This is a genomic window from Bradyrhizobium sp. USDA 3311, from assembly GCF_054062495.1.
The window spans coordinates 6651722-6672525 of record NZ_JBSSFI010000001.1; the positions used below are offsets into that span (position 1 = coordinate 6651722).

Sequence of the window (20804 nt, forward strand, 5' to 3'; positions counted from 1 at the left end):
CCACCGATGACGGGATACGACCATGAATGCCTTCACGACCGCGACAGCAGCCGAACTCGGACGTGTGGTCCGCACCCAAGCCGGTTTCGTGCGCGGCGGCGTGCGGGACGCAAGCGGCGTGCTGTCGTTCAAGGGCATCCCCTACGCGGCGCCCCCGGTTGGACGGCTGCGCTGGTGCGCACCGCGGCCGCCAGCGCCTTGGGACGGCGTGCGAGATGCAAGTGTGTTTGGCGCCGGCTGTCTTTCAGCTCTCGAAAACGACCATCGGCCGGGACCGCGCGACGAGGATTGCCTCTATCTCAATGTCTGGACCACAGCGGAGCATCCGGACGAGAGGCGGCCCGTGATGGTGTGGATTCATGGCGGGGGCTTTCAATTCGGCTCCTCGGCCAACCCCGCGACCGACGGCGGCGCGCTGGCGGCCAGCGGGGTCGTCGTCGTCAGCTTCAACTATCGCCTCGGCGTCTTCGGCTTCCTCGCCCATCCTGATCTCGACGCGGAAGCGCCGTCGGGCAATTACGGCCTCAGAGACCAACTGGCGTCGCTGCGCTGGGTCAAGGCCAACATTGCCGGCTTCGGCGGCGATCCTGACAACGTCACCCTGTTCGGCGAGTCCGCCGGCGCCATGGCCGTCGGGATCCTGATGGCCTCGCCGCTCGCGCACGGACTGTTTCACAAGGCCATCGGACAGAGCGGCGCGTTCTGGGATGGCAAGCACGGGCCACTTCAGAGTTTTGAAGAAGCCCGCGCGCGCGGTCTCGCGTTCGCCCGGCAACAAGGCGATGAGTCCATCGCCGCCTTGCGCGCGATGCCGGCCGACCAATTGAACGCAGCCGCGCCGTGGAGCTTCAAGGCCAGTCCCGTCGTCGCGGCATTCTCACCGAGCATCGATCATGATGTGGTGCCCGACGTGCCCGCCCGCAGATTCCTGCGCGGCGAGCAGATGCACATCCCCTTGCTGGCGGGCTGGAATAGCGCGGAGGAATTCCCCTTCCCTGCGCAATCCCTGCCCGACCACTCGGCGCGCGCCTTTCTCACCGCGGCCGAGGCAATGTTCGGCCGGGAACGCATGGCCGATTTCCTGAAGGTCTACCCCGCCGCGACCGATGCCGAGGCGAAGGCCTCCGCGGCGGCCCTCACCGGCGACACCGTGATCGGCGAGCAGTGCTGGCAGTGGCTGCGGCTGCATCGGCGTCGCCGGCGCGCGCCCGCCTACGGCTATCTGTTCAGCTATACGTCGCGCTACACGCCGATCGCCTCGCATGTCACCGAAATCCCGTTCGTGTTCGGCACGCTGACGCCGCAACAGGTGATCGGCAGCACAGCACCGCCGGCCGAGGAGGACCGCGCGCTGGCGCGGACGATGATGGGTTACTGGGTGAATTTCGCGACGCAGGGGAACCCGAACGGATCAGGTCTGCCACCCTGGCCCGCCTATGACGAGAACGACGTCGTGCAGATCCTCGATACGACGATCGAAGCCCGTCCCAATCCGCAAGCCGCCCGCTTCCGCTTCCTCGACAGTTTCAGGCAGGACGGCGTATTGCCGATGCGCTGGCGCGAGATGGCATAAGCGGCTTAACCGCCAACTCGATAGCGACCAGTCCGTCTCCTACGACCGAAACGGACACGCCGCCGTCAGGTGCGCTATTTCAGCGGCAGGAAAAGCTCCGCGACCGCCTCATGCTCCGGCACCTCCGGGAACAAGCTCAGCCGCTGGCAATAAATCGGGAAGTCGCGCGCTTCCTCGCCGCTGGTCGGAAGCCAGTCGCGATAAAGGTAGAGCGCGGCGGGCTCCAGATTGTCGGTGTGGCCGACGACGCGCAGCACTGCGCAACGTCCGCCGGGGATCTCGCCGGCCTTGATCGCTTCGCCATTCGCCTGGATCGGCTGGTCGGTCCCGGCGCAGAGGTCCACGCTGTAATCGGCCGGCGAGGCGGGACGCCGCTCGGAACGCCAGACATTGAAGGTCGGACTTGTCCTGGGGTGCAGGTTAGCCGCCCTGCGCCAGGCGATGAACCGCTGGATGGTGGCAGGAAGCGTCGCCGGGTCGCCCCGATGCTCCATGATCGCCACCTTCGTCGTGGGCACATCGCGGATCGTCACGTCGTCAGGGGTAAAGGTCTTCTGCATGAGCTTGCTCCTCGCGTTGTCGAGAGGCCCGAAGGCCGCAAGCCACGGCTCCCAGTCGGGAGATTTCCGGAACGACGACGGCGATTGCCCGAACCGTTGCCGAAAGGCGCGGGCGAAGGCGTCCGGTGCGTCGTAGCCGGCATCCATCGCGATGTCGGTGACGCTTTCGTCGTCCCTGTAGGCCAGCCGATGCGAAGCGCGCTTCATACGGGCAAGCTGAACATAGCGATGCACGGACAGCCCGAAGGTCGCCGTGAACTGCCGGTGGAAATGAAATTTCGAGAAGGCCGCAACAGCGCTCAGCGTGTCGAGGTCCAGATCAGCGTCGAGATGCCGGTCGATATGCTCCAGCACCCGCCGCATCCGATCCTGATAATTTTGCAGCGCCGCCTTCATCGTCCCTCCTCCGTGGCGGCTCCAGTTAATCGCTGACGGCTGCGACGTGCTCGACCGATCTTGCGGTTTGGGGACTCGTAGGATGGATAGAGCGCAGCGAAACCCATCATCGCTGGTGCTCCGCGAGAGAAGCCGATGGGTTTCGCTATCGCTCTACCCATCCTACAACCTCACCTCATCCGCCCGCCATCAGCGCCTTTGCCAGCGCCATGTAGGCCGGCAGCGTCACGGGATCGTTGGCGGCGTTGCCCGCGACAGGGTGCGAGGCGTAGCGCGCGATCACCATCTCGGCCTTGGGATCGACGTAGATGCCCTGGCCGTGGACGCCGCGCGCCATGTAGGCACCGTGGGGGTTGTGCGTCACCCACCATTGATTGCGATAGGAGGCACCTGGCAACGTGGTGTAGCCGGCGGGCTTGAATTTCTCGGGATCGCCGCCGCGCGAAATGTCCTCGACAACGGACGACGGCACGATCTGGCGGCCACTAAAACGGCCGTGATTGCGCATGGTCTCGCCGAAGCGGGCGAGATCGCGCAAAGTGGTCGAGAGACCGCCGCCGCCGCTCTCGGTGCCGATGCGGTCGACGTGATAATGCGCGTCCTCCTCCGCGCCGATTTGCGTCCAGATCCGCTCGGAGAGAAGATCGGACAGCGTCAGGCCGCTGGCGCGCCGGCAGATCCAGGCCAGCACGTCGGTGTTGACGGTCTTGTAGGCGAAGGCCTTGCCGTGCTCGCCCTGCTTCTTCTGCGCGACGAGGAAATCGAAAATGGTGGTCGGGCCGTCATAATCAGGCGGGATCGGCGCCATGCCGTTGGCGCGCCGCAAGCCCCAAACATGCGAATTCCTGTCGGTGTAGACTTCGGTGTATTCGAGGCCGGTCGTCATATCCATGACCTCGTGCACGCGCGCATCGCCAAATGCGCTCGCCTTCAGCTCCGGTACATAGTCCGTGACCGGTGCCTGCGGATCGATCTTGCCCTCGGTGACCAGAATGCCCGCGAGCACGCCGGTGAAGGATTTCGTTACCGACATTCCGATATGCGGCTTGTGCGGCTTCAACGCACCGAAGTAGCGCTCGTAGATCAGCTTGCCCCGATGCAGCACGGCGATGCCGTCGGTGTAGGTCTCCTCCAGCACTTTCGCGAAGGTCATGGGACGGCCGTCCATCGTGGTCGAGGCGACCGCGCCGATGTCGTGGTCCTCGCGCGGCAGCGGCGATGCCGGTCCCGCCCCGCGCCAGACGTTCACGGTCGGCACCAATTGGCGGATATTGCTCCAGGCCCAGCGCAGCTCGGGGAAGCTGCGGAACGAGCCGTCCTGGAAGGTGATCGTCCGCTCCGGCGCCGGCGGGAAGCCCTTCATCCAGCCGAGCGTTTCGGGATCGGTCTCAGCGGCGGTTGCGGGGGCTTGATTGGCGGTGGTCGCGACGGACATGAAGGCAGGCTCCGGAGAGGACGATGTGGCTGGCGTATCATGAGACAGCGCAACCCACATCCCGCGTTTGTGCCGGGGTGCTGTGCAGTGCCCCCTGATGACGACAGGTCCGACCACCGCCCGCTCGCAGTCTCGTGAACGGCGCTGAGGCATCTCGATTGACCTGTCTCAAAGTGACGAATTGGGTTGTGATCCATCCTTTCATCAGCAGTCCCGTCGGAAGCGCATGAAGGCAGCCGGCACCAAGCACTGCACGATGCCTGGAGCGAGAACGACACATGGCCTACGCAACCACCTACCCCTACACGGGTGAAGTCCTCGAGACATTCCCCACCGCCACCGATGCCGAGGTCGCCCGCGCGATCGACGCGGCGCATGCGGCCTTCCTTGCCTGGCGCGAGACGTCCTTTGCCGCGCGCGGCGCGATCCTGCAAAAGGCAGCCGACCTGCTGCGCAAGGACGCCGACGCCTACGCAAAGCTCCTGACGCTCGAGATGGGCAAGCTGTTCACCGAAGCGAAGGCCGAGGTCGAATTGTCCGCGAAGATCTTCGAATATTACGTCCAGAATGCCGAAAGCCTGCTCCGGCCGGAGAAATTGACTGTCGCCGATCCCGCCGAGGGCGAGGCCGTCATCGTCTGCGAGCCGCTCGGCGTGCTGCTCGCCATCGAACCCTGGAACTTCCCTTACTACCAGATCGCCCGCATCATCGCCCCGCAGCTTTCGGCCGGCAACACCATGCTGCTGAAGCACGCCTCCAACGTGCCGCAGAGCGCGGCGGCGTTCGAACGGCTGATGCGCGAAGCGGGGCTGCCCGAGGGCGCCTTCATCAATCTCTACGCGACCCGCTCGCAGGTCGAGACGATCATCAACGATCCGCGCGTCCATGGCGTGGCGCTCACGGGCTCGGAAGATGCCGGCGCGGTCGTCGCCGCGCAGGCCGGCAAGGCGTTGAAGAAGTCGACCATGGAGCTCGGCGGCGCCGACGCGTTCGTCGTGCTCGCCGACGCCGACATGGCCAAGACGATCAAATGGGCGGTGTTCGGCCGTCACTGGAACGGCGGTCAGGTCTGCGTCTCATCCAAGCGCATGATCATCGTCGATGCAGTCTATGACGAATTTCTTGCGCGCTACCGCGAGGGCGTGGCCGGCCTCAGGGCGGGCGACCCCTTCGCCCCCGAAACCACGCTCGCGCCGCTCTCTTCGCAGGCCGCGGCCGACGAGATCAAGGAGAAGATCCGCCAGGCCGTTGCGCATGGCGCCAAGGCCGAGCAGGTCGGCCCGCCCGTCCCCAACCAGGGCGCCTTCGTGCAGCCGACGATCCTGACCGATGTCGCCGACGACAATCCGGCGCGCTACTGGGAATTCTTCGGCCCCGTCTCGATGCTATTTCGCGCCAGGGACGAGAATGATGCCGTGCGCATCGCCAATGATTCCCCGTTCGGCCTCGGCGGCTCGGTGTTCACCTCCGACACGAAGCACGGCGCGGACGTCGCCAGGAAGATCTCGACCGGCATGGTGTTCGTCAACCACCCGACCAAGGTCGAGGCCGACCCGCCCTTCGGCGGCATCCGCCGCTCCGGCTACGGACGCGAATTGCTGGGGCTCGGCCTCAAGGAGTTCGTCAATCACAAGCTGATCGACGTCGTCGACATCGACGCCCGGTTCTGACGGCGTGTCGTGCGTCACCCGCGCCGTGCGCGGCGCGGGTGACGTGCGATGGATGGGTCGGGCGATCGATACCCGTCGCTCCGGCTTCGGCTTACCCCTTTCGCCCCGTGCGCTTCTTTGCCTTTGCCGCGCGCTTGCGCCCCGGGGCTGCTCGCGCGGGACCGCGTTCCGCGCGGCCGCCCGTATCGGCGGTCAGCTCGGGACGCAATCTGGCGAGCTTGGCGCGGTCCGGCAGCAGGTCCGCGAAGCCGTCGAGCACCCGCGGCGCGGGCGCACCGTCGCCGGCGACGGCCAGTGCACCTGCCGGCGCCGCGGTCTGGCTGAGCGCCTGCAAGCGCCGGCACGCTTCGCCGAGGTGATAGGCATCGCCGCCGAGCGCCACCCATTTGCCGACCTCGGGATGCAGCACGAGATTGGCCGAATGGTTGTCGCTGGCGCTGGACGGATAGTCGACGAACACGTCGATCCCCGACTGCACGCCCACCATCACGCCCTGCGCCGACCACGACACGGCGACGTCGACGCGGTAGCGGCCCGGTCGCTCGAAGGCAAAGCCCGCCGTGCTCCAGAACACCTTCGCCGAGGCCGTGACGCTCTTGCCGGGCTTGAGCTCGCTCAATTTTGCGTGCTCGCACAGGATCACGAAGGGCCTCACCGGGCGCTCGCGCCCCTCGGCATCGGTGACCGTGATCGACGCGAACAGGGCCTCGATGCCGACGTCGTTCGGCGCGCGCAGCGACACGCCGCTGGTGTTCGTCATCGTCCAGGTCAGATCCAGCGGCTGGCCGAGCGCGACGCGGTCGGTCGTAGCCGTCACCGCAAGCGTCAGCTCGGAAGGTTCGAAGTCGTGCCGGTCGGCGGCCTGCGGCGCGCCGGTCGGGAACCAGCTTGCGAACGGCCATCCGCCCGGACGAATGACCGGATCCGGCATGTGGTTCAGGTGATGACGGACGTTGGTGTTGTGCGCGAGCTTGATCTGATCCGGGAACACGCCGGGCTCGCCGGTCGCGGGACCGCCGAGCACGTCCGCCACGCTCGGCGTCGTGGTCATGATCGAGTTGTCGGCCGCCGTCTCCTGCTCCTGGTGGATCTGGTTCAGCGTGTGCGTCAGCTCGTGGGTCGCACTGCGCAGGAACGCACGCGGCACGTCGCGCTGCTTCCTGTTCGCGGCGAGACCAAAGTTCGACGAGTCCGAGGTGGGATAGCCGTCATCGGAGAAGCTCGCGCAGCCTTCGCGAGGAACGCCGATCTGGTCGTACATGATGCCGCGCGAGCAGCCGAGCTTCGCAGGCACGACGATCATGTGCACGCGCCATTCGGCGTCCAGATTCGTCGCCGGATTGCGCACGGTCGTCATCAGCGCGTGCAGATCCGCAGAGCTCCAGCAGTTGGTCGGCACCACGCCTGATGGCACCGGGACGTTGAGCTGGTCCTGCACCACCGTGAGCTGCCAGCCTGTCCTGGCGAAGATCGTGTCGAAGAACTCCGTGCCGCCGGTGCCGTCGGGCACCGGCGCGGGCCGCACGGCGCCGACCAGCGTATCGATTTCCAGCGTCGCTCTGCGGAAGAATTTCGACACCCAGGCGAGCGTGACGCTGCCCTTGTCCACACCGCCCTCGAACAGCCGGCCCTCGTAGAACGGTCCGCCGGTCAGGGAGAACGGAAACGGCGCCGGCACCTTCGCAAGCTTCATCGTCACGGTGCGCGACGGCGTCGCCGGGAACGTGCCCTTGAACTGGCCGACCGGCGGCTGCGTGTAATTGAACTGCTCGGCGACGATGGTGAGCTCGCACTTCTTCGGCAGCGGGACCGCGACCGGCGCGGACACGCTGGTCACCCTGAGATAGGAATGATAGCGCGCGCGGGGGAAGATGGGGATCCTCGGCCTGCGGATCGGGAACGGAATAGCCGGCTCATCGACCGCGCTGAGCGAACCGGCGAGGCTCGTCAGCCCCGCGTCCGCTGTGGCTGCATCTCCGTCCTTGTTCCCCACCGGCGGCAACGGATGGGGGATCGGACCGATCACCGGCCGCTTCGAATAGAGATCGCCGCTGACGATCAGATGATCCGCGCCGCCGTCGGGCGCCGAGCGATCGACGCGCAGCGTGCCTTCGAAGGACACGAAGCCGGCCGTCGGCCTGAAGTTGATCTGGTAGCAGCCTTCGCGAAAGTCGAGCCTGCACAGCCTGAACGGCGGAAACGGCTGCAGATCGGTCGCGGCCGGCTGGTCGCCGGAATCGTCGTCGCTGATGCTGATCTGACGCGACAGCGGCACCTGCGGCTTCATCGCCGGCTCGACCGATGCTCCGGTCATCTTCGCAAGGCTGCCACTCGATTCATGCTCTGAGCAATTGCACATGTCGTAATCTCCTCGTTGAAATGACGAGGCGATCGACGTGAGCATCGGGCTCGTTCGCGGGTACGCCCGCGTTATCTCAAGTCAGCTGTGGCGTGCGCAGTCCTACGCGCGCCGATAGGTCACGACACAGCCCTCGGAATCCGTAAACTCAAACCGGTCGGCCTCGAGTGAAATGCGATAGGTCACAAGTTCATCGCTGGCCGTCCCGACGACGAGTGTGTTGGAATCCTCGAGACGGTAGATTCCCGCGTCCCACCACACCATGCCCTGCCCCTCGCCGCGCATGCCGCGGTAGGTGCCGGTCGAGAAGGTGATGGTGGCGGGATATTTGTCCGCACACGCAGCCGCCGTGGTTTTGGTCCACGTACCAACCATGCTCTGTTCGTGTTTGTCAGCCATAGTGTCTCCATAGCTCTCATGAACCGACGCAATCGGCCGGTTGATGGCTATCTCAACATGTCGTTCTGGCGTGTGCAGCTCATTTCAGCTGATGTGGTGGCGGGCATCGCAATAAGCCCAATTCACCACGTACAATCACAGCAGGTGTTCTGTCGCATGATTGACGCAAGCGTGCGTGTGAGATGCTTCACATGAAGGTGCGACAATTGAGCGCCGAGAGGCTCGCGCCAACGCCAGACCTACTCCGTCATCAACCGGCTCGGCCAGCCCACGCGGACGAGCAGGTCGTCAGGGCCATTTAGCGCGACTTCATACATGCCCCACGGCTTGTGCTCGGCCGCGCGGCTCGGCTCGACGATCTCCGGGCACATCGCCGCGGCCAGGCCGCGGACCCGGGGCGTATAGACGTAGACGCCAAACGGGTTGCTCCCCGGAATGAGCCAGCCTTCCACCGCCTGCTGCAAATGCACCTCGCCACCAACACCATCTGACAGCATCCGATAGTCTTCGTAGCCTTGATCGACCGGCCTGAAGAAGCCGAGCCTGTTCCACCACCGTTCCGCTGCATCGAGGTCGTTGCAGGGAATGATTGCGACTACGCTCGACGTCTGCCGCTCGTCCATGGCGCTGCTCCGTTGAATATCATGCAATGATTGCACCCTAGCAGGCGTCGATGAACTCTTGAATGCGAGCCGCCACGATCCGTCCCGCGCGGCTGTCGAGGTGCACGCCATCGGTATGGAACCGCCATCCATTCATGCGCGAGACCCAAACGACGACCTTGCCGGGACGACAGGCAAGCACAGCAGGCAATCGCTTCAGCGCATTGTAGGCCAGGTCACCACCGACACCGAAGTTCTCGAACTTGACCTGCGCGTTGCGCGGCCGGGCGCGCAGCTCGGCGATCCAATCGAAGGCCTGCCCTTTGCCTGCCGTGCTGCTCGATCCGAGGCACGCCACGGTTTTCTGCTCGAAGACCGTCATGGTGCTATCGCTCCCGCCGAGGCGTGAACTCCGGCGACATGATACCGATCCTGCAGAACACAAGCCGCAGCGGACTGACAGGGAGGCATGAGCCCCCGCTTGGCGCTTGCCGTCAGCCATAACTTCTATATATTCGGAATATGCCGAATATGTCAAACAAGACCAGCAGGGACGAGCAGCGGTTCACGGAGGACGTGGCACGGCTGCTCACGCCCTGGGGCGTGCCGCCCGTCGCCGCCCGTCTCTATGGTTATTTGCTTCTCTGCCCTCGTCCCGTCAGCCTCGATCAGATCACCGAAAACCTCGGGATCAGCAAGAGCAGCGCGAGCGTAGCCGCTCGACTGCTCGAGAGTTACACGCTGGCGCGTCGCCATAGCGAGGCTGGGACAAAACGCGCGCTCTATGCCGTGGCAGACGACTACGAAGCCATGGTCCGGCAGCAGAATCGTCTGCTCGACGCGTTGGCCGGGCAGTTGAACGCCGGAGCTGAAATAGCTGCGTCCAAGGCGGCAAGCGCGCGTCTCAGGGAGATGGCCGACTTCTATCGGGTCATGCGGGGCGCCATGGAGGACGCCATGAGCCGCTGGACACGTGGCCGACGACGGCAATGAGGAAACCCGCAGCGGCGCTGGCCGTGCGGAAGACTCCGAACCTTCGACGGGAAAGGCAGAAACAATGGGTCTCGTTCTCAATCTCATCGTGCAGACAATCGTCTGGTTCGGCTTCATGGGCGCGATCATCTTTGGTGCTGCAGGCACGACGGACTACCCCGGCGGGTGGCTCTCTCTCGGTGTGATGGTCGTGCTCTCGGTCGTGTTCGGGATAAACATGGCGCGCGTTGATCCGAGCCTGCTCAGAGAGCGCCTTAAGCCGCCCGTGCAGAAAGATCAGCCGCTCGCGGACAAGCTGATTCTCATCCCGATCCTGCTCCTCATATTTGGAGGAATGGGCTTCATGGCGGCGGATGCGGCGCGCTGGCACTGGTCGGCAATGCCGTCTTCCGTGCAGTGGGCAGGCTGCGGGCTCCTCCTGGCGGCGATGTTGTTCATTTACTGGATCATGCGCACGAACAGCTTCGCGGCGCCGGTCGTGAAACTGCAAAAGGACCGCGGGCAGGCGGTCATCACAACAGGCCCCTATGCCATCGTCCGCCATCCCATGTATTTCGGCACGCTCTTCTACGTCGCCGGGACATCGCTGGTGCTCGGCTCGTGGTGGGGACTTCCGACGGTCCCCATCCTCGCCCTGTTGTTTGGCATCCGGATCGGCATCGAGGAGCGGACGCTGCGCGCGGGCCTCGAGGGCTATGACGATTACGCGCGCCGTGTGCGCCGGCGCCTGATTCCGTTCATCTGGTGAGACGGTACGTCCTGCATGGCAACGCGAGAACGATCGCCTGCTATTGCTGACACAACATCGCCTTAGTACGACGCTGCATCAGTCGCGCAATACGGACAGCCCCGCGAGAAGCGGCGCGTACGCGGTGAGCCTGCGGGATACGAACTCGGTGAAGAGCCGCACGCGCTTCGTCTTGCGTGTCTCGCCCTGTGTGAGAAGCCAAACCGTTCCGTACATGTGCAGGTCGCTGCCCGGCACCCTCACCAGCAGGGGGTCGGCATCGCCGACGAAGCACGGCAGTGTCGTGATCCCGAGCCCTTGCCGTACGGCAGCGATCTGCGCGCCGGCATCCGTGACCCTGAACGGACCGCCCGTGGTGCGAACCTCACCCTCGCTGGCCCAATCCGGAATCCCATGCATGCTGATGACGATCCACCTGACAGGATCAGGCGCGCCCGCACGCCACGCGGCCAGTCGATCCCTGGACATGTAGACGGCGCCGAACAGCTCCGGTCCCTTCAGGCCGTGAAGATTGAGCGGCAGGGTTTTGCGGTCGTAGACGACGCGGATCGCGACGTCGGCCTCCCGGTTGGTCAGATTTGCCAACTCGCCGAACGACAGGATGTCCATCTCGATGTCCGGATGCAGACGCGCGAAATCGGCGAAATCAGGCATGAGCAGGTGTGTCGCCAGCGGCGGCGCCAGCGTCACCCGCAGAAGCCCGCGCACGCTCTGGTCGCGCCCGAAGACGCGCGTCTCCAGCAGGTGCGAAGACGTTTCCATCTGGTCCGCGAACTCGAGGACCTCCTCGCCTGCAGCCGTCAGGCGGTAGCCCGAAGGCAGCTTTTCGAACATATGGACCGCGAGGCGCTCCTCGAGCTGGGCGATGCGTCGCAGCACGGTCGCGTGGTTCACACCGAGGCGCTCGGCGGCAGCCCGCACCGAGCCTCCGCGCGCGACGGCAAGAAAGTAGCGAACGTCATCCCAGTCGATCATGGTGCAATCCCGCACCGCACGGTGCGCCTTCCAAAGCCCGTGTCCAACACATCGAGCGGCATCTCGTATGTGGGTAGCACGGGCAGCGATCACAGCCCCATGCCGGCAGGTACGGCCCAATTCCGACCGGCGGACACCGCTCGTCGCGGCCGGCGTCAATCGTCCAGCCGGATCGATTTCGCACCACCGATGTGCGCGCTTTCGCACTCAACACCTGACCCCGGCGGACCCATCTCGGGGTTCTCGGAGGCAGATGCTGTCCCGACACCACGAATGGAGAAGTCATGGGAAAGCTTGAAGGCAAGGTTGCGGTCGTCACGGGTGGATCGAGTGGCATGGCGCTGGCGAGCGCCAGGCGGTTCGTTGACGAAGGCGCGTACGTTTTCATCACGGGCCGGAGGCAGCAGGCGCTCGACGAGGCCGTCAGGCTGATTGGCCGGAACGTGACCGGCGTGCGCGGCGACGCGGCCAATCTCGACGATCTCGACCGCCTGTTCGACACGGTCAAGCGGGAGAAGGGCAAGATCGACGTTCTCTACGCGAGCGCCGGCATGGGGGAAGCCGTTCCGCTCGGCGAGATTACCGAGCAGCATTTCGATGCAACCTTCGGCCTGAATACGCGCGGCACGCTGTTTACGGTGCAGAAGGCGTTGCCGCTGTTCCGCGACGGCGGATCGATCTTCATGACCGGGTCCGTTGCGTCGGTGAAAGGCTTTCCCGGTTACGGCGTGTATGCGGCGAGCAAGGCGGCGTTGCGCTCATTTGCACGCACCTGGCTCAACGAACTGAAGGGCAGAAACATCCGGGTGAACGTGCTGAGCCCGGGGCCGATCGCCACACCGATGCAGGACCAGGTTCTCACCGAGGACGCGAAGCGGATGTTCGAATCCCTGATCCCCAGGGGAACGATGGGTCGTCCTGAGGAAATCGCGGCGGTCGCGCTGTTTCTTGCCTCAGACGATTCAAGCTTCGTGAACGGGGTGGAGTTGTCCGTCGACGGCGGCTTCTCGGCCATCTGAAAATAGGAGACGTATGATGAGCTACGCAATCATAGGATTCGGCAAGATAGGCCAGGCCCTCGCCCATGCCTTCGCCCGCAGGAACATCGACGTATCAGTCGCGAGCCGCCGGCCGCCCGAGACGTTGGCGCCGCAGGCTCGGGCGATCGGACCCACGGTCGTCGCCAGGTCGCTGGAGGACGCACTCGAGGCCGACACCATCATTCTGGCGGTCCCGTTCGGGGAGCATCGCGCGGTTGCGAAGGCCCTGCCGAGTTGGCAAGGCAAGACGATCATCGACGCGACGAACGGCTTTGGAGAAGAGCTGGACGGTCTTCTGTCCTCCGCCGTCGTCGCGAAGGCGTTCACCGGAGCCAGGTTCGTGAAAGGTTTCAATCATCTGATTGCAGCCAAACTGGCTAGCGATCCGGTCGTCGAGGGCGGCCACCGGGTCGTCTTTCTGTCCAGCGACGACGAGGACGCGATCGTTCCCGTCGCGGCCCTGGCGAAACAACTCGGCTTCGCACCCGTGAAGCTCGGAAAGCTCAACGAGGGTGGCGCGCTGGTGCACGCGCGCGGCCGCACCTGGGGCCCGCTGGTCTTCCAGGATTTGTTCAGGAAGGAGCAGTAATCGATCTATGGCCGTGATCGACGCCGAGAACCGGTCGCGCGCTGACTTCTTCGAACATTACGGTGACAGTGAATTCAACTCGCAAGCCTTCTTTAGCGAGCGATAGTCAAATGCACTGTCACCGTAATCCCGATCCCTCAAACTGAGACTTCGGCTCACCGCTTCCGACCTTTCTGCACGCCGCAGTACGCCACATTGCGCTGTTCGCGGAAGCGCGATAGTTTTCAGACCTCGATCAGGCTTATGTGACGACGCGACCGGGAAGAAATGAGATAGACGCTCCAAAACCACGCCAAACTGCCCGATGACAACCGGTCCACTACTCCCACTCAATCGTCCCGGGCGGCTTGCTGGTCACGTCGTACACCACCCGGTTCACGCCCTTCACCTCGTTGATGATGCGCGTGGCGGTCTCGCCTAAGAACTTCATGTCGAACTGGTAGAAGTCCGCGGTCATGCCGTCGGTGGAGGTGACGGCGCGCAGACCCACGACGTAGTCGTAGGTGCGGCCGTCGCCCATGACGCCCACCGTCTTCACGGGGAGCAGCACCGCAAAAGCCTGCCAGATGTCGTCGTAGAGGCCGTGCTTGCGGATCTGGTCGATGTAGACGGCATCGGCCTTGCGCAGGATGTCGAGCTTGTCGCTTGTGATGTCGCCGGGGCAGCGGATGGCAAGGCCCGGGCCCGGGAACGGGTGGCGGCCGACGAAGATTTCGGGAAGGCCGAGCTCGCGCCCTAGCTTGCGGACCTCGTCCTTGAACAGCTCGCGCAGCGGCTCGACGAGCTTCATGTTCATGCGTTCAGGGAGACCGCCGACATTGTGGTGCGACTTGATGGTGACCGAGGGGCCGCCGGTGAAGGAGACGCTCTCGATCACATCAGGATAGAGCGTGCCTTGCGCCAGGAAGTCGGCGCCGCCGATCTTCTTGGCCTCGGCCTCGAACACCTCGATGAAGAGGCGGCCGATGGTCTTGCGCTTGGTCTCGGGGTCGGTGACGCCTTCGAGTTCGCCCAAAAACTGCTTCGACGCATCCACGTGCACGAGCGGGATGTTGTAGTGGTGGCGGAACAGGTCAACCACCTGCTCGGCCTCGTTGAGGCGCATCAAGCCGTGATCGACGAACACACACGTCAGCTGGTCGCCGATGGCTTCGTGGATCAGCACGGCCGCGACGGCCGAATCGACGCCGCCGGAGAGGCCGCAGATCACCTTGCCCTTGCCGACCTGGGCGCGGATCTTGGCAATCTCCTCCTCGCGGAAGGCGCGCATGGTCCAGTCGCCGGTGAGGCCGGCGATCTTGCGCACGAAGTTGCGGATCAGCTTGGCGCCGTCGGGCGTGTGCACTACTTCGGGGTGGAACATCAGGCCGTAATATTTGCGCTTCTCGTCCTGGATGATCGCGAAAGGCGCGTTCGGCGAGGTGCCGGCGACGGAGAAGCCCGGCGGCATCCTGGTGATGCGGTCGCCATGGCTCATCCAGACCTGGTTCTTGCTGCCTGATGACCAGACGTCCTCGAACAGCTTGCTCTGCGCCTTCACCTCGACATCGGCGCGGCCGAATTCGCGGTGATGGCCGCCTTCGACCTCGCCCCCCAGCTGGGCCGCCATGGTCATCTGGCCGTAGCAGATGCCCATCACGGGAACGCCGGAGGCGAAGATCAATTGCGGGGCGCGGGGCGAGCCGGCCTCGTGCACCGACTCCGGCCCGCCGGAGAGGATCACCGCCTTCGGCTTCATCTCCTTGAAGGCCTCTTCGGCCTTGTTGAACGGGACGATCTCGCAATAGACGCCGTCCTCGCGCACGCGACGCGCGATCAGCTGCGTCACCTGGCTGCCGAAGTCGACGATGAGAATCTTGTCATGCGCCGAGGCCACGGAGGGCGTCGACGCGGAGCGGTCGTTCTGTGCTGCTGTCATGGCAAGCAGATACGCGACAGGCGCCCGGCCCGCAACCGCGCAGGTTTGCGCGCCCACATTCTTCTTTGGGCATGGACAAACGGATATAGGTAAGTATTATTGACCTAATTTGCCCCACCCTTCAACCAGGGGCCGATCAGGGAGAATGCCATGTCACAGCACCATCAGCCATCGACGCTTGCCGCGCTCGGCCGGACCTGGGTCGAGGCCTGGAACGCGCGCGATCTCGAACGCGTGCTGACGCTCTATGACGAGGACACCGTGATGACCTCGGACCGCATCCCGGTGATGGGATTCGATGCCAGCGGCACCGTGCGCGGCAAGGACGCGTTGCGGGCCTATTGGGGCAAGGCGCTCGCCCTGCTGCCTGACCTGCACTTCTCCCTGATCGACGTGTTCGTCAGCCCTGACAGCGTCGTGGTGTTTTACGCGAACGAGCGGGGCAAGAAGATCTGCGAGTATCTGCGGGTGAACGACGCGGGTCTGATCGTGCAGGGGTCGGCGAACCATCTGCCGCAGTGACGCCTGCGTGGGTTGCTGTCCCCGCCGCGGCTTGTCGTGTGCAGACGGTGCCGCCCCACCCACCGCTGGATTCCCCGCGGAAGCGGGGAATCCAGTACGCCGCGGCTTCTCCGTATCACGGCACGGCCTCTGGAATACTGGATCGCCCGCTCCAGTGCGCAAGTGCGCACAAGGCGGGCGATGACACCTTGAGCGGGGTGCGAGCGTGCCCCAAGCCCGTCATCGCGAGACAAAATTGCGGAGCAATTTTGCGCTGACGCGACGAAGCAATCCAGACGGCCTCCGCGGATGCATTTCTGGATTGCTTCGCTGCGCTCGCAATGACGGAGACTACGGCGGCAGCGTACGCTAACACCGGCATTGCCGGCTCTGAGACAGGACCTCCCAATGAAACTCCCCACCTCCCCCTTCACCGTCACCGACTGGAGCAAGGTCGAGCCGACCAAGCATGCCGGCGAGACCGGCCAGGCGCTGTGGCGCACGCTCAACATCGGCGATCTCCGGGTGCGGATGGTCGAGTATTCGCCGGGTTATCTCGCCGACCATTGGTGCGACCGCGGCCACGTCATCTTCGTGGTCAAGGGCGAGCTCGATTCGGAGCTGCGCGACGGCCGCAAGTTCAAGCTCACGGCGGGGATGAGCTACCAGGTCTCCGACTTCGGCGACGCCGCGCACCGGTCCTCGACGGCCACCGGAGCGACGCTGTTTATCGTCGATTGAGATGCGCCGGAGCGGTTAATTTGCACCGCAAAATAGAAAATCCGGGCGAGGTGCCGGGTGGCGGGTGGTGCCTTGAAGTGGCCCAAAATTCTCGCTATATTGTGATCATCGATACTTGGCCGAACGACTGGGCCGCTTCGCCTCGTCTAAGACAGGCGCGCACGCTTCAGATGATTTCTCCAAAACATCGACTCATCAGGACTATGGGCGCAGTGCTGCGTACCGGTCCGCGTGCGTATCCTCTCTAACTAACTAAAGGAAATTCCCATGGCTATGGGCACCGTGAAGTGGTTCAACACCCAAAAGGGTTATGGTTTCATCCAGCCGGACGACGGCCAGAAGGACGTGTTCGTGCACATCAGCGCCGTCGAGCGCGCTGGCCTCTCCTCCCTCAACGAGGGTCAGAAGGTCTCGTTCGACATCGTCGCCGACCGTCGCAGCGGCAAGTCGTCGGCTGATAATCTCCGCGTCGGCTAATCGCCAACGCACCAGCGCTTCTGACCACGGACGTACCGGCAGAGCGCGAGAACTGGAAAGCCCCGTGACCGGGATTCGGTCTGCGGGGCTTTTGTTTTTGGGGGGCCCAACGGCCGTCATTCCGGGGCGCCCGGAGGGCGAACCCGGAATCCATCGCGCGGCGGCCCCTGCGGCTCGATGGATTCCGGGTTCTCGCTTCGCGAGCCCCGGAATGACAACGTTGATCAGGCGGTCTTCTTCAGCACCGAGACGAAGAAGCCATCCGTCCCCGTCCGGCGCGGCGTCATCAGCCAGCCCTCGGGCGATTGCAGCGCGGCTTTTGCGAAATCTTCCGCCTTGTCCCAGAGCACGCTCGCGGTCTGCTCGGGTGGCACCACCGCGAACTCCGGATGGCGGCCGATGAACGCCCTCACCTGCTCGCCGTTCTCTTCCGCCAAAACCGAGCAGGTGATGTAGGCGACGCGGCCGCCGGCCTTCACCAATGGCACGGCGCGCTCCAGCACCTCGGCCTGGTCGCGCAGGCGAATCTCCAGCGCGCCCGGCCGCATCCGCCATTTGGCGTCGGGGTTGCGGCGCCAGGTGCCGGTTCCTGTGCAGGGGGCGTCGATCACGACGAGGTCGGCCGTGGCACTGATGTCGGCCAACGGATCGGCCTCGCCCTTGGGCGTGCGGACATCGGCATTGTGGACGCCGGCGCGCGACAGGCGTTCGTGAATGGGCGCAAGCTGCCGCTTGTCGCGATCGGTGGCGATCAGCCGGCCCTTGCCCTGCATCATGGCGGCGAGCGCCAGCGTCTTGCCGCCGGCGCCGGCGCACAGATCGATCACCTGCTCGCCGGGTTTTGCCGCGGTGAACTGGGCCGCAAGCTGCGATCCCTCATCCTGCACTTCAACGGCGCCCTTGATGAAATCCTCCTCGGCCTGGATGCCGGGGTTGCGCGCATCGGCGGAAAGCTCGATGCGCAGGCCGGTTGCAGACCAGGGCGTCGGTTTCGCATGAAGATGAGCAAGCGCCCGCAGCACCTTGTCACGATTGGACTTTAGCGTGTTGACGCGCAGGTCCAGCGGCGCCCGGCTCGCCATCGCGGCCGCCTCCGCCGCACGGTCCTCGCCGAACACCTTTGCCAGATGCGGATCGAGCCATTCGGGGTAGTCGCCGGCGATCGCAGCGGGAGCGTCCCTGAGGGAGCGATGGCTGAGCGCCGCCTGCTCGGCCTCCGTCAGCGGCGCCGGCGCAAACCGGCTGCCGTCGAACAGGGCGGCCATGGTGGCCGCGTCCATGTCGCGCTCGAGGCGGAGCATGCCGATCAGCCGCGCCCGCGCGGTGTCGGCGTCCATCAGGAAGGCGCTCGAGGCATAGCGGCGCAGCACGTCCCAGACGAGGCCGGCAATCGCGGCGCGGTCGCCGGAGCCGGCGAAGCGGTGCGCGGTGCCCCACTCCTTCAGTGCCTTGGCCGCGGGCACGCGGTCTCTCTCGATGGTATCGATCAGTTCGATGGCTGCGGACAGCCGGGCAGCGGGGGTCATTTCAAATCTTTCAGATGAAATCCGACCGTTAAAAGTCAGATCAACAAGAGCATTCTCAGCGCGAAGTAGATCCACATCACCAGCAGCACCAGTACGCCGGCGAGCCAGATCGTCGAGCGGCGGCCGAGATCGTTCGAGGAGACGAACACGCCGGCATGGGCGAACCGTGTCACCACGAACACCCATGACATCAGCACGATGAAGAGATCGACATGGCGCAAGGGGAGCGCCAGCGCGATCAGGGCGTAGAACAGCAACGGCAGCTCGAACTGGTTGCGGTAGCAATTGGCGATTTGCGTGGTGCTCTTGGGCCAGTTCGGCTCGCCCAGCGCAATGTCGCGGATCTTGGTCTCGCCCGAGACCAGCGCCTTGCGGCGCCCGAAGACCATGCCGATCAGAAGCGCGAAGGTGAGACCGACCTGCACGAAGACAGGCAGCAGGACCATTTGGACAGACATCGGAACTTTCCCGTAAGGCGGAACACCGCGGACCGTCATTAGCCGCGACTTCTGACGCTGACAATCAGCGAGTTGAACCGGTGTTCCCGCTCTTGCGACCAACCACCGATTGTTAAAGCAATTTCGTCCCCTTTGGGGCGCAAGGCGAGCGACCGCCATGAACACCCTCTCCGGCCTGATCGGCCCCCTTGCCGAATCCGCCAGCGGCCGGCTCGGCATCCTGATGTCGGCGCTGTCAGGTATCGCGATGGCGCTCGCGGTCGCGCTGGCGATGACGGTGTATTTCCGCCTGGGCTATCGGATGAGCTATTCCCCTTGGCGCGATGTCGTCAGGCATGGCCTCGCCACGCTCGCCGCCGTCGCCCTGTTCGCCTTCGCCGCCTACGACATGCGCCACGCTGCGCTCGCCTATCTCGGCCTCAACCCGTCCAAGCCCGCGGTCGAGTTCGAGATCCGCATGCCCAGGGAGACGCTGACGGCTGTAACCGACACCCAGATCGAGCTGCATACCGACCGCAACCAGACGCTGGCGCTGGTCGACGGCGTGCGCGACCTCGCCGACGGCCGCGCTCTGCTGCGCGGCGCGGTGGCGCTCAACCACCGCACCGCCGACCGCGTGCTGGTGGTGAACCTGCCCGGCAAGGGCACGTTCGAATTCCGCCTCCGCCTTCCGGCCGAGCCGCATCGCTCCGAGCAGTTCGGCCCCTGGCATCTCGCCGACCGCATCGCCTCGCCGGTGACGGGCAGCATCGCGCCGCAGGACGCCTACACGATCCGCTATCGCGTGCTTTAAACATTGTTCGATCGCGGATGATGCGCGCGCCGTCATCGTTCTGACGTGCGACAACGCGTATGCTGACGCCATGTCCGAATTTCGCCTGACGCAGATTTCCGACACCCATCTCGGCCGGCGCTTTCCCGGCCTGATCGCCAACTTCCATCGCGTCTGCGAGCACATCGACGCTGACAGGCCCGATCTCGTCATCAACACCGGCGACGTCTCCTTCGACGGGCCGACCAGCCGCGATGATGTCGTATTCGCCAAAGGCCTGCACGACGCCCTGCCCGTGACCTGCCGTTACCTCCCCGGCAATCACGACATCGGCGACAATCCGACCGCGATCGGGCCGGCGCCGAAGCCGCCGGTCAGCGAGGCATACCGCCAGCAATTCCGCGACATCATCGGCGAAGACCATTGGTCGTTCGAGGCCGCGGGCTGGTGCTTCATCGGCCTCAACACGCTGGTGATGAATTCCGGGCTCGCCTTCGAGGCCACGCAGTTCGACTGGCTAACCCAGGAGATCGCACGCACCAATGGCAGGCCGGTCGCGCTGTTCCTGCACAAGCCCGTGTTCCTCAACCTGCCCGACGATCCAGAGACGCCGGAGACCTCGATCCGCTACGTGCCGCAGCCGGCGCGGGCGCGGCTGATCGAGATGTTTGCGCGTGTCGATCTGCGCCTCATCGCCAGCGGCCACGTGCACCAGCGCCGCGACTTCACGTTCCGCCACACGCGCCACGTCTGGGCGCCGTCGGTCGGCTTCAAGATCAACGACCAGCGCCAGGACCGGATCGCGATCAAGGAGACCGGCCTCGTCGAGTACCGCTTCCGGGGCGACAGTCTCGAGGTCCGCCATCTCAGGGCGGCGGGCCAGGTCGACATCGATATCGAGGAAGTCCTCCTCCAGATGGACGGCGAGCACTAGCCCAATTCGACGGCATTCACCTCTACTTTCATACCTATTTGCACTGAACTTGGTCCGTAGATGGCTAAAATCCGTCGATGACAACGTTGTCATTCGGACATATCGTTCATTCCGGCGGTCGAGGGCCGCGGAGGAGCG

Annotated in this window: 21 protein-coding genes; 11 read left to right on the forward strand and 10 right to left on the reverse strand. The window is 64.7% G+C overall.

Annotated elements, in window-relative coordinates:
* Positions 1-22 precede the first annotated feature (22 nt).
* A complete protein-coding gene (locus ACVWW6_RS32165; RefSeq protein ID WP_456682045.1) occupies positions 23-1573 on the forward strand; it encodes a carboxylesterase/lipase family protein in 1551 nt (516 codons plus the stop codon).
* 74 nt (positions 1574-1647) lie between these two features.
* On the opposite strand, the gene ACVWW6_RS32170 is transcribed toward ACVWW6_RS32165, so the two are convergent.
* Both ACVWW6_RS32170 and ACVWW6_RS32175 read right to left on the reverse strand, forming a co-directional pair.
* Positions 1648-2529: an AraC family transcriptional regulator gene (locus ACVWW6_RS32170; RefSeq protein WP_456682046.1), complete on the reverse strand. Its 882-nt coding sequence runs from the start codon at positions 2527-2529 to the stop codon at positions 1648-1650.
* Positions 2530-2704: 175 nt separating this feature from the next.
* Entirely contained in the window at positions 2705-3964 is a 1260-nt protein-coding gene (locus tag ACVWW6_RS32175; RefSeq protein WP_456682047.1) for a serine hydrolase domain-containing protein, read from the reverse strand.
* Between the two features lie 278 nt (positions 3965-4242).
* On the opposite strand from ACVWW6_RS32175, the gene ACVWW6_RS32180 reads away from it, so the two are divergent.
* Positions 4243-5634 carry an NAD-dependent succinate-semialdehyde dehydrogenase gene (locus tag ACVWW6_RS32180; protein ID WP_456682048.1) on the forward strand — a complete coding sequence of 464 codons (1392 nt, stop codon included), beginning with the start codon at positions 4243-4245 and terminating at the stop codon, positions 5632-5634.
* 91 nt (positions 5635-5725) lie between these two features.
* On the opposite strand, the gene ACVWW6_RS32185 is transcribed toward ACVWW6_RS32180, so the two are convergent.
* From ACVWW6_RS32185 to ACVWW6_RS32200, 4 genes are all read right to left on the reverse strand, one after another.
* Positions 5726-7948, reverse strand: a complete 2223-nt coding sequence (locus ACVWW6_RS32185) for a hypothetical protein (protein WP_456682049.1) — start codon at positions 7946-7948, stop codon at positions 5726-5728.
* Between the two features lie 147 nt (positions 7949-8095).
* Positions 8096-8392 (reverse strand): hypothetical protein, encoded by a 297-nt coding sequence (locus ACVWW6_RS32190; RefSeq protein ID WP_011086772.1) that lies wholly within the window; start codon positions 8390-8392, stop codon positions 8096-8098.
* A 239-nt stretch (positions 8393-8631) separates the two neighbouring features.
* Positions 8632-9015, reverse strand: coding sequence for a glyoxalase (locus ACVWW6_RS32195; RefSeq protein ID WP_456682050.1), 384 nt, complete (start codon positions 9013-9015; stop codon positions 8632-8634).
* Positions 9016-9052: 37 nt separating this feature from the next.
* A complete protein-coding gene (locus ACVWW6_RS32200; RefSeq protein ID WP_456682051.1) occupies positions 9053-9376 on the reverse strand; it encodes an SGNH/GDSL hydrolase family protein in 324 nt (107 codons plus the stop codon).
* A gap of 149 nt (positions 9377-9525) precedes the next feature.
* On the opposite strand from ACVWW6_RS32200, the gene ACVWW6_RS32205 reads away from it, so the two are divergent.
* Complete coding sequence (locus ACVWW6_RS32205) at positions 9526-9987, forward strand: GbsR/MarR family transcriptional regulator (protein WP_456682052.1); 462 nt, start codon at positions 9526-9528, stop codon at positions 9985-9987.
* Positions 9988-10051: 64 nt separating this feature from the next.
* Positions 10052-10735: a methyltransferase family protein gene (locus ACVWW6_RS32210; protein WP_456683202.1), complete on the forward strand. Its 684-nt coding sequence runs from the start codon at positions 10052-10054 to the stop codon at positions 10733-10735.
* Between the two features lie 78 nt (positions 10736-10813).
* On the opposite strand, the gene ACVWW6_RS32215 is transcribed toward ACVWW6_RS32210, so the two are convergent.
* A complete protein-coding gene (locus ACVWW6_RS32215; RefSeq protein ID WP_456682053.1) occupies positions 10814-11710 on the reverse strand; it encodes a LysR family transcriptional regulator in 897 nt (298 codons plus the stop codon).
* Positions 11711-11994: 284 nt separating this feature from the next.
* Between ACVWW6_RS32215 and ACVWW6_RS32220 the strand changes: the two genes are divergently transcribed.
* Both ACVWW6_RS32220 and ACVWW6_RS32225 read left to right on the forward strand, forming a co-directional pair.
* Complete coding sequence (locus ACVWW6_RS32220; RefSeq protein WP_456682054.1) at positions 11995-12729, forward strand: SDR family NAD(P)-dependent oxidoreductase; 735 nt, start codon at positions 11995-11997, stop codon at positions 12727-12729.
* Positions 12730-12745: 16 nt separating this feature from the next.
* The gene (locus ACVWW6_RS32225) at positions 12746-13339 is read left to right on the forward strand and encodes an NADPH-dependent F420 reductase (protein WP_456682055.1); all 594 of its coding nucleotides are present in this window, start codon (positions 12746-12748) and stop codon (positions 13337-13339) included.
* 319 nt (positions 13340-13658) lie between these two features.
* On the opposite strand, the gene guaA is transcribed toward ACVWW6_RS32225, so the two are convergent.
* Positions 13659-15257, reverse strand: a complete 1599-nt coding sequence (gene guaA / locus ACVWW6_RS32230; protein WP_456682056.1) for a glutamine-hydrolyzing GMP synthase — start codon at positions 15255-15257, stop codon at positions 13659-13661.
* A gap of 150 nt (positions 15258-15407) precedes the next feature.
* Between guaA and ACVWW6_RS32235 the strand changes: the two genes are divergently transcribed.
* From ACVWW6_RS32235 to ACVWW6_RS32245, 3 genes are all read left to right on the forward strand, one after another.
* On the forward strand, positions 15408-15779 hold the full coding sequence (locus ACVWW6_RS32235) for a nuclear transport factor 2 family protein (RefSeq protein ID WP_456682057.1): 372 nt from the start codon (positions 15408-15410) through the stop codon (positions 15777-15779).
* A gap of 387 nt (positions 15780-16166) precedes the next feature.
* Positions 16167-16499 (forward strand): DHCW motif cupin fold protein, encoded by a 333-nt coding sequence (locus ACVWW6_RS32240; RefSeq protein ID WP_011086763.1) that lies wholly within the window; start codon positions 16167-16169, stop codon positions 16497-16499.
* A 267-nt stretch (positions 16500-16766) separates the two neighbouring features.
* Positions 16767-16976: a cold-shock protein gene (locus ACVWW6_RS32245; RefSeq protein ID WP_008141931.1), complete on the forward strand. Its 210-nt coding sequence runs from the start codon at positions 16767-16769 to the stop codon at positions 16974-16976.
* A gap of 224 nt (positions 16977-17200) precedes the next feature.
* Here ACVWW6_RS32245 and ACVWW6_RS32250 read toward each other — a convergent pair whose 3' ends face one another.
* Positions 17201-18502 carry an RsmB/NOP family class I SAM-dependent RNA methyltransferase gene (locus ACVWW6_RS32250; RefSeq protein ID WP_456682058.1) on the reverse strand — a complete coding sequence of 434 codons (1302 nt, stop codon included), beginning with the start codon at positions 18500-18502 and terminating at the stop codon, positions 17201-17203.
* Positions 18503-18537: 35 nt separating this feature from the next.
* Complete coding sequence (locus ACVWW6_RS32255) at positions 18538-18960, reverse strand: MAPEG family protein (protein WP_028171008.1); 423 nt, start codon at positions 18958-18960, stop codon at positions 18538-18540.
* Between the two features lie 157 nt (positions 18961-19117).
* Here ACVWW6_RS32255 and ACVWW6_RS32260 point away from each other — a divergent pair, with 157 nt between their 5' ends.
* Positions 19118-19753 (forward strand): acriflavin resistance protein, encoded by a 636-nt coding sequence (locus ACVWW6_RS32260; RefSeq protein WP_456682059.1) that lies wholly within the window; start codon positions 19118-19120, stop codon positions 19751-19753.
* A 70-nt stretch (positions 19754-19823) separates the two neighbouring features.
* Positions 19824-20666, forward strand: a complete 843-nt coding sequence (locus tag ACVWW6_RS32265; RefSeq protein ID WP_456682060.1) for a metallophosphoesterase family protein — start codon at positions 19824-19826, stop codon at positions 20664-20666.
* Positions 20667-20804: the final 138 nt, after the last annotated feature.

Coding starts and splice junctions, on each gene's coding strand:
- ACVWW6_RS32165 (WP_456682045.1), top strand. CDS start 23: ATGAATGCCTTCACGACCGCGACAGCAGCCGAACTCGGACGTGTGGTC.
- ACVWW6_RS32170 (WP_456682046.1), bottom strand. CDS start 2,529: ATGAAGGCGGCGCTGCAAAATTATCAGGATCGGATGCGGCGGGTGCTG.
- ACVWW6_RS32175 (WP_456682047.1), bottom strand. CDS start 3,964: ATGTCCGTCGCGACCACCGCCAATCAAGCCCCCGCAACCGCCGCTGAG.
- ACVWW6_RS32180 (WP_456682048.1), top strand. CDS start 4,243: ATGGCCTACGCAACCACCTACCCCTACACGGGTGAAGTCCTCGAGACA.
- ACVWW6_RS32185 (WP_456682049.1), bottom strand. CDS start 7,948: ATGACCGGAGCATCGGTCGAGCCGGCGATGAAGCCGCAGGTGCCGCTG.
- ACVWW6_RS32190 (WP_011086772.1), bottom strand. CDS start 8,392: ATGGCTGACAAACACGAACAGAGCATGGTTGGTACGTGGACCAAAACC.
- ACVWW6_RS32195 (WP_456682050.1), bottom strand. CDS start 9,015: ATGGACGAGCGGCAGACGTCGAGCGTAGTCGCAATCATTCCCTGCAAC.
- ACVWW6_RS32200 (WP_456682051.1), bottom strand. CDS start 9,376: ATGACGGTCTTCGAGCAGAAAACCGTGGCGTGCCTCGGATCGAGCAGC.
- ACVWW6_RS32205 (WP_456682052.1), top strand. CDS start 9,526: ATGTCAAACAAGACCAGCAGGGACGAGCAGCGGTTCACGGAGGACGTG.
- ACVWW6_RS32210 (WP_456683202.1), top strand. CDS start 10,052: ATGGGTCTCGTTCTCAATCTCATCGTGCAGACAATCGTCTGGTTCGGC.
- ACVWW6_RS32215 (WP_456682053.1), bottom strand. CDS start 11,710: ATGATCGACTGGGATGACGTTCGCTACTTTCTTGCCGTCGCGCGCGGA.
- ACVWW6_RS32220 (WP_456682054.1), top strand. CDS start 11,995: ATGGGAAAGCTTGAAGGCAAGGTTGCGGTCGTCACGGGTGGATCGAGT.
- ACVWW6_RS32225 (WP_456682055.1), top strand. CDS start 12,746: ATGAGCTACGCAATCATAGGATTCGGCAAGATAGGCCAGGCCCTCGCC.
- guaA (WP_456682056.1), bottom strand. CDS start 15,257: ATGACAGCAGCACAGAACGACCGCTCCGCGTCGACGCCCTCCGTGGCC.
- ACVWW6_RS32235 (WP_456682057.1), top strand. CDS start 15,408: ATGTCACAGCACCATCAGCCATCGACGCTTGCCGCGCTCGGCCGGACC.
- ACVWW6_RS32240 (WP_011086763.1), top strand. CDS start 16,167: ATGAAACTCCCCACCTCCCCCTTCACCGTCACCGACTGGAGCAAGGTC.
- ACVWW6_RS32245 (WP_008141931.1), top strand. CDS start 16,767: ATGGCTATGGGCACCGTGAAGTGGTTCAACACCCAAAAGGGTTATGGT.
- ACVWW6_RS32250 (WP_456682058.1), bottom strand. CDS start 18,502: ATGACCCCCGCTGCCCGGCTGTCCGCAGCCATCGAACTGATCGATACC.
- ACVWW6_RS32255 (WP_028171008.1), bottom strand. CDS start 18,960: ATGTCTGTCCAAATGGTCCTGCTGCCTGTCTTCGTGCAGGTCGGTCTC.
- ACVWW6_RS32260 (WP_456682059.1), top strand. CDS start 19,118: ATGAACACCCTCTCCGGCCTGATCGGCCCCCTTGCCGAATCCGCCAGC.
- ACVWW6_RS32265 (WP_456682060.1), top strand. CDS start 19,824: ATGTCCGAATTTCGCCTGACGCAGATTTCCGACACCCATCTCGGCCGG.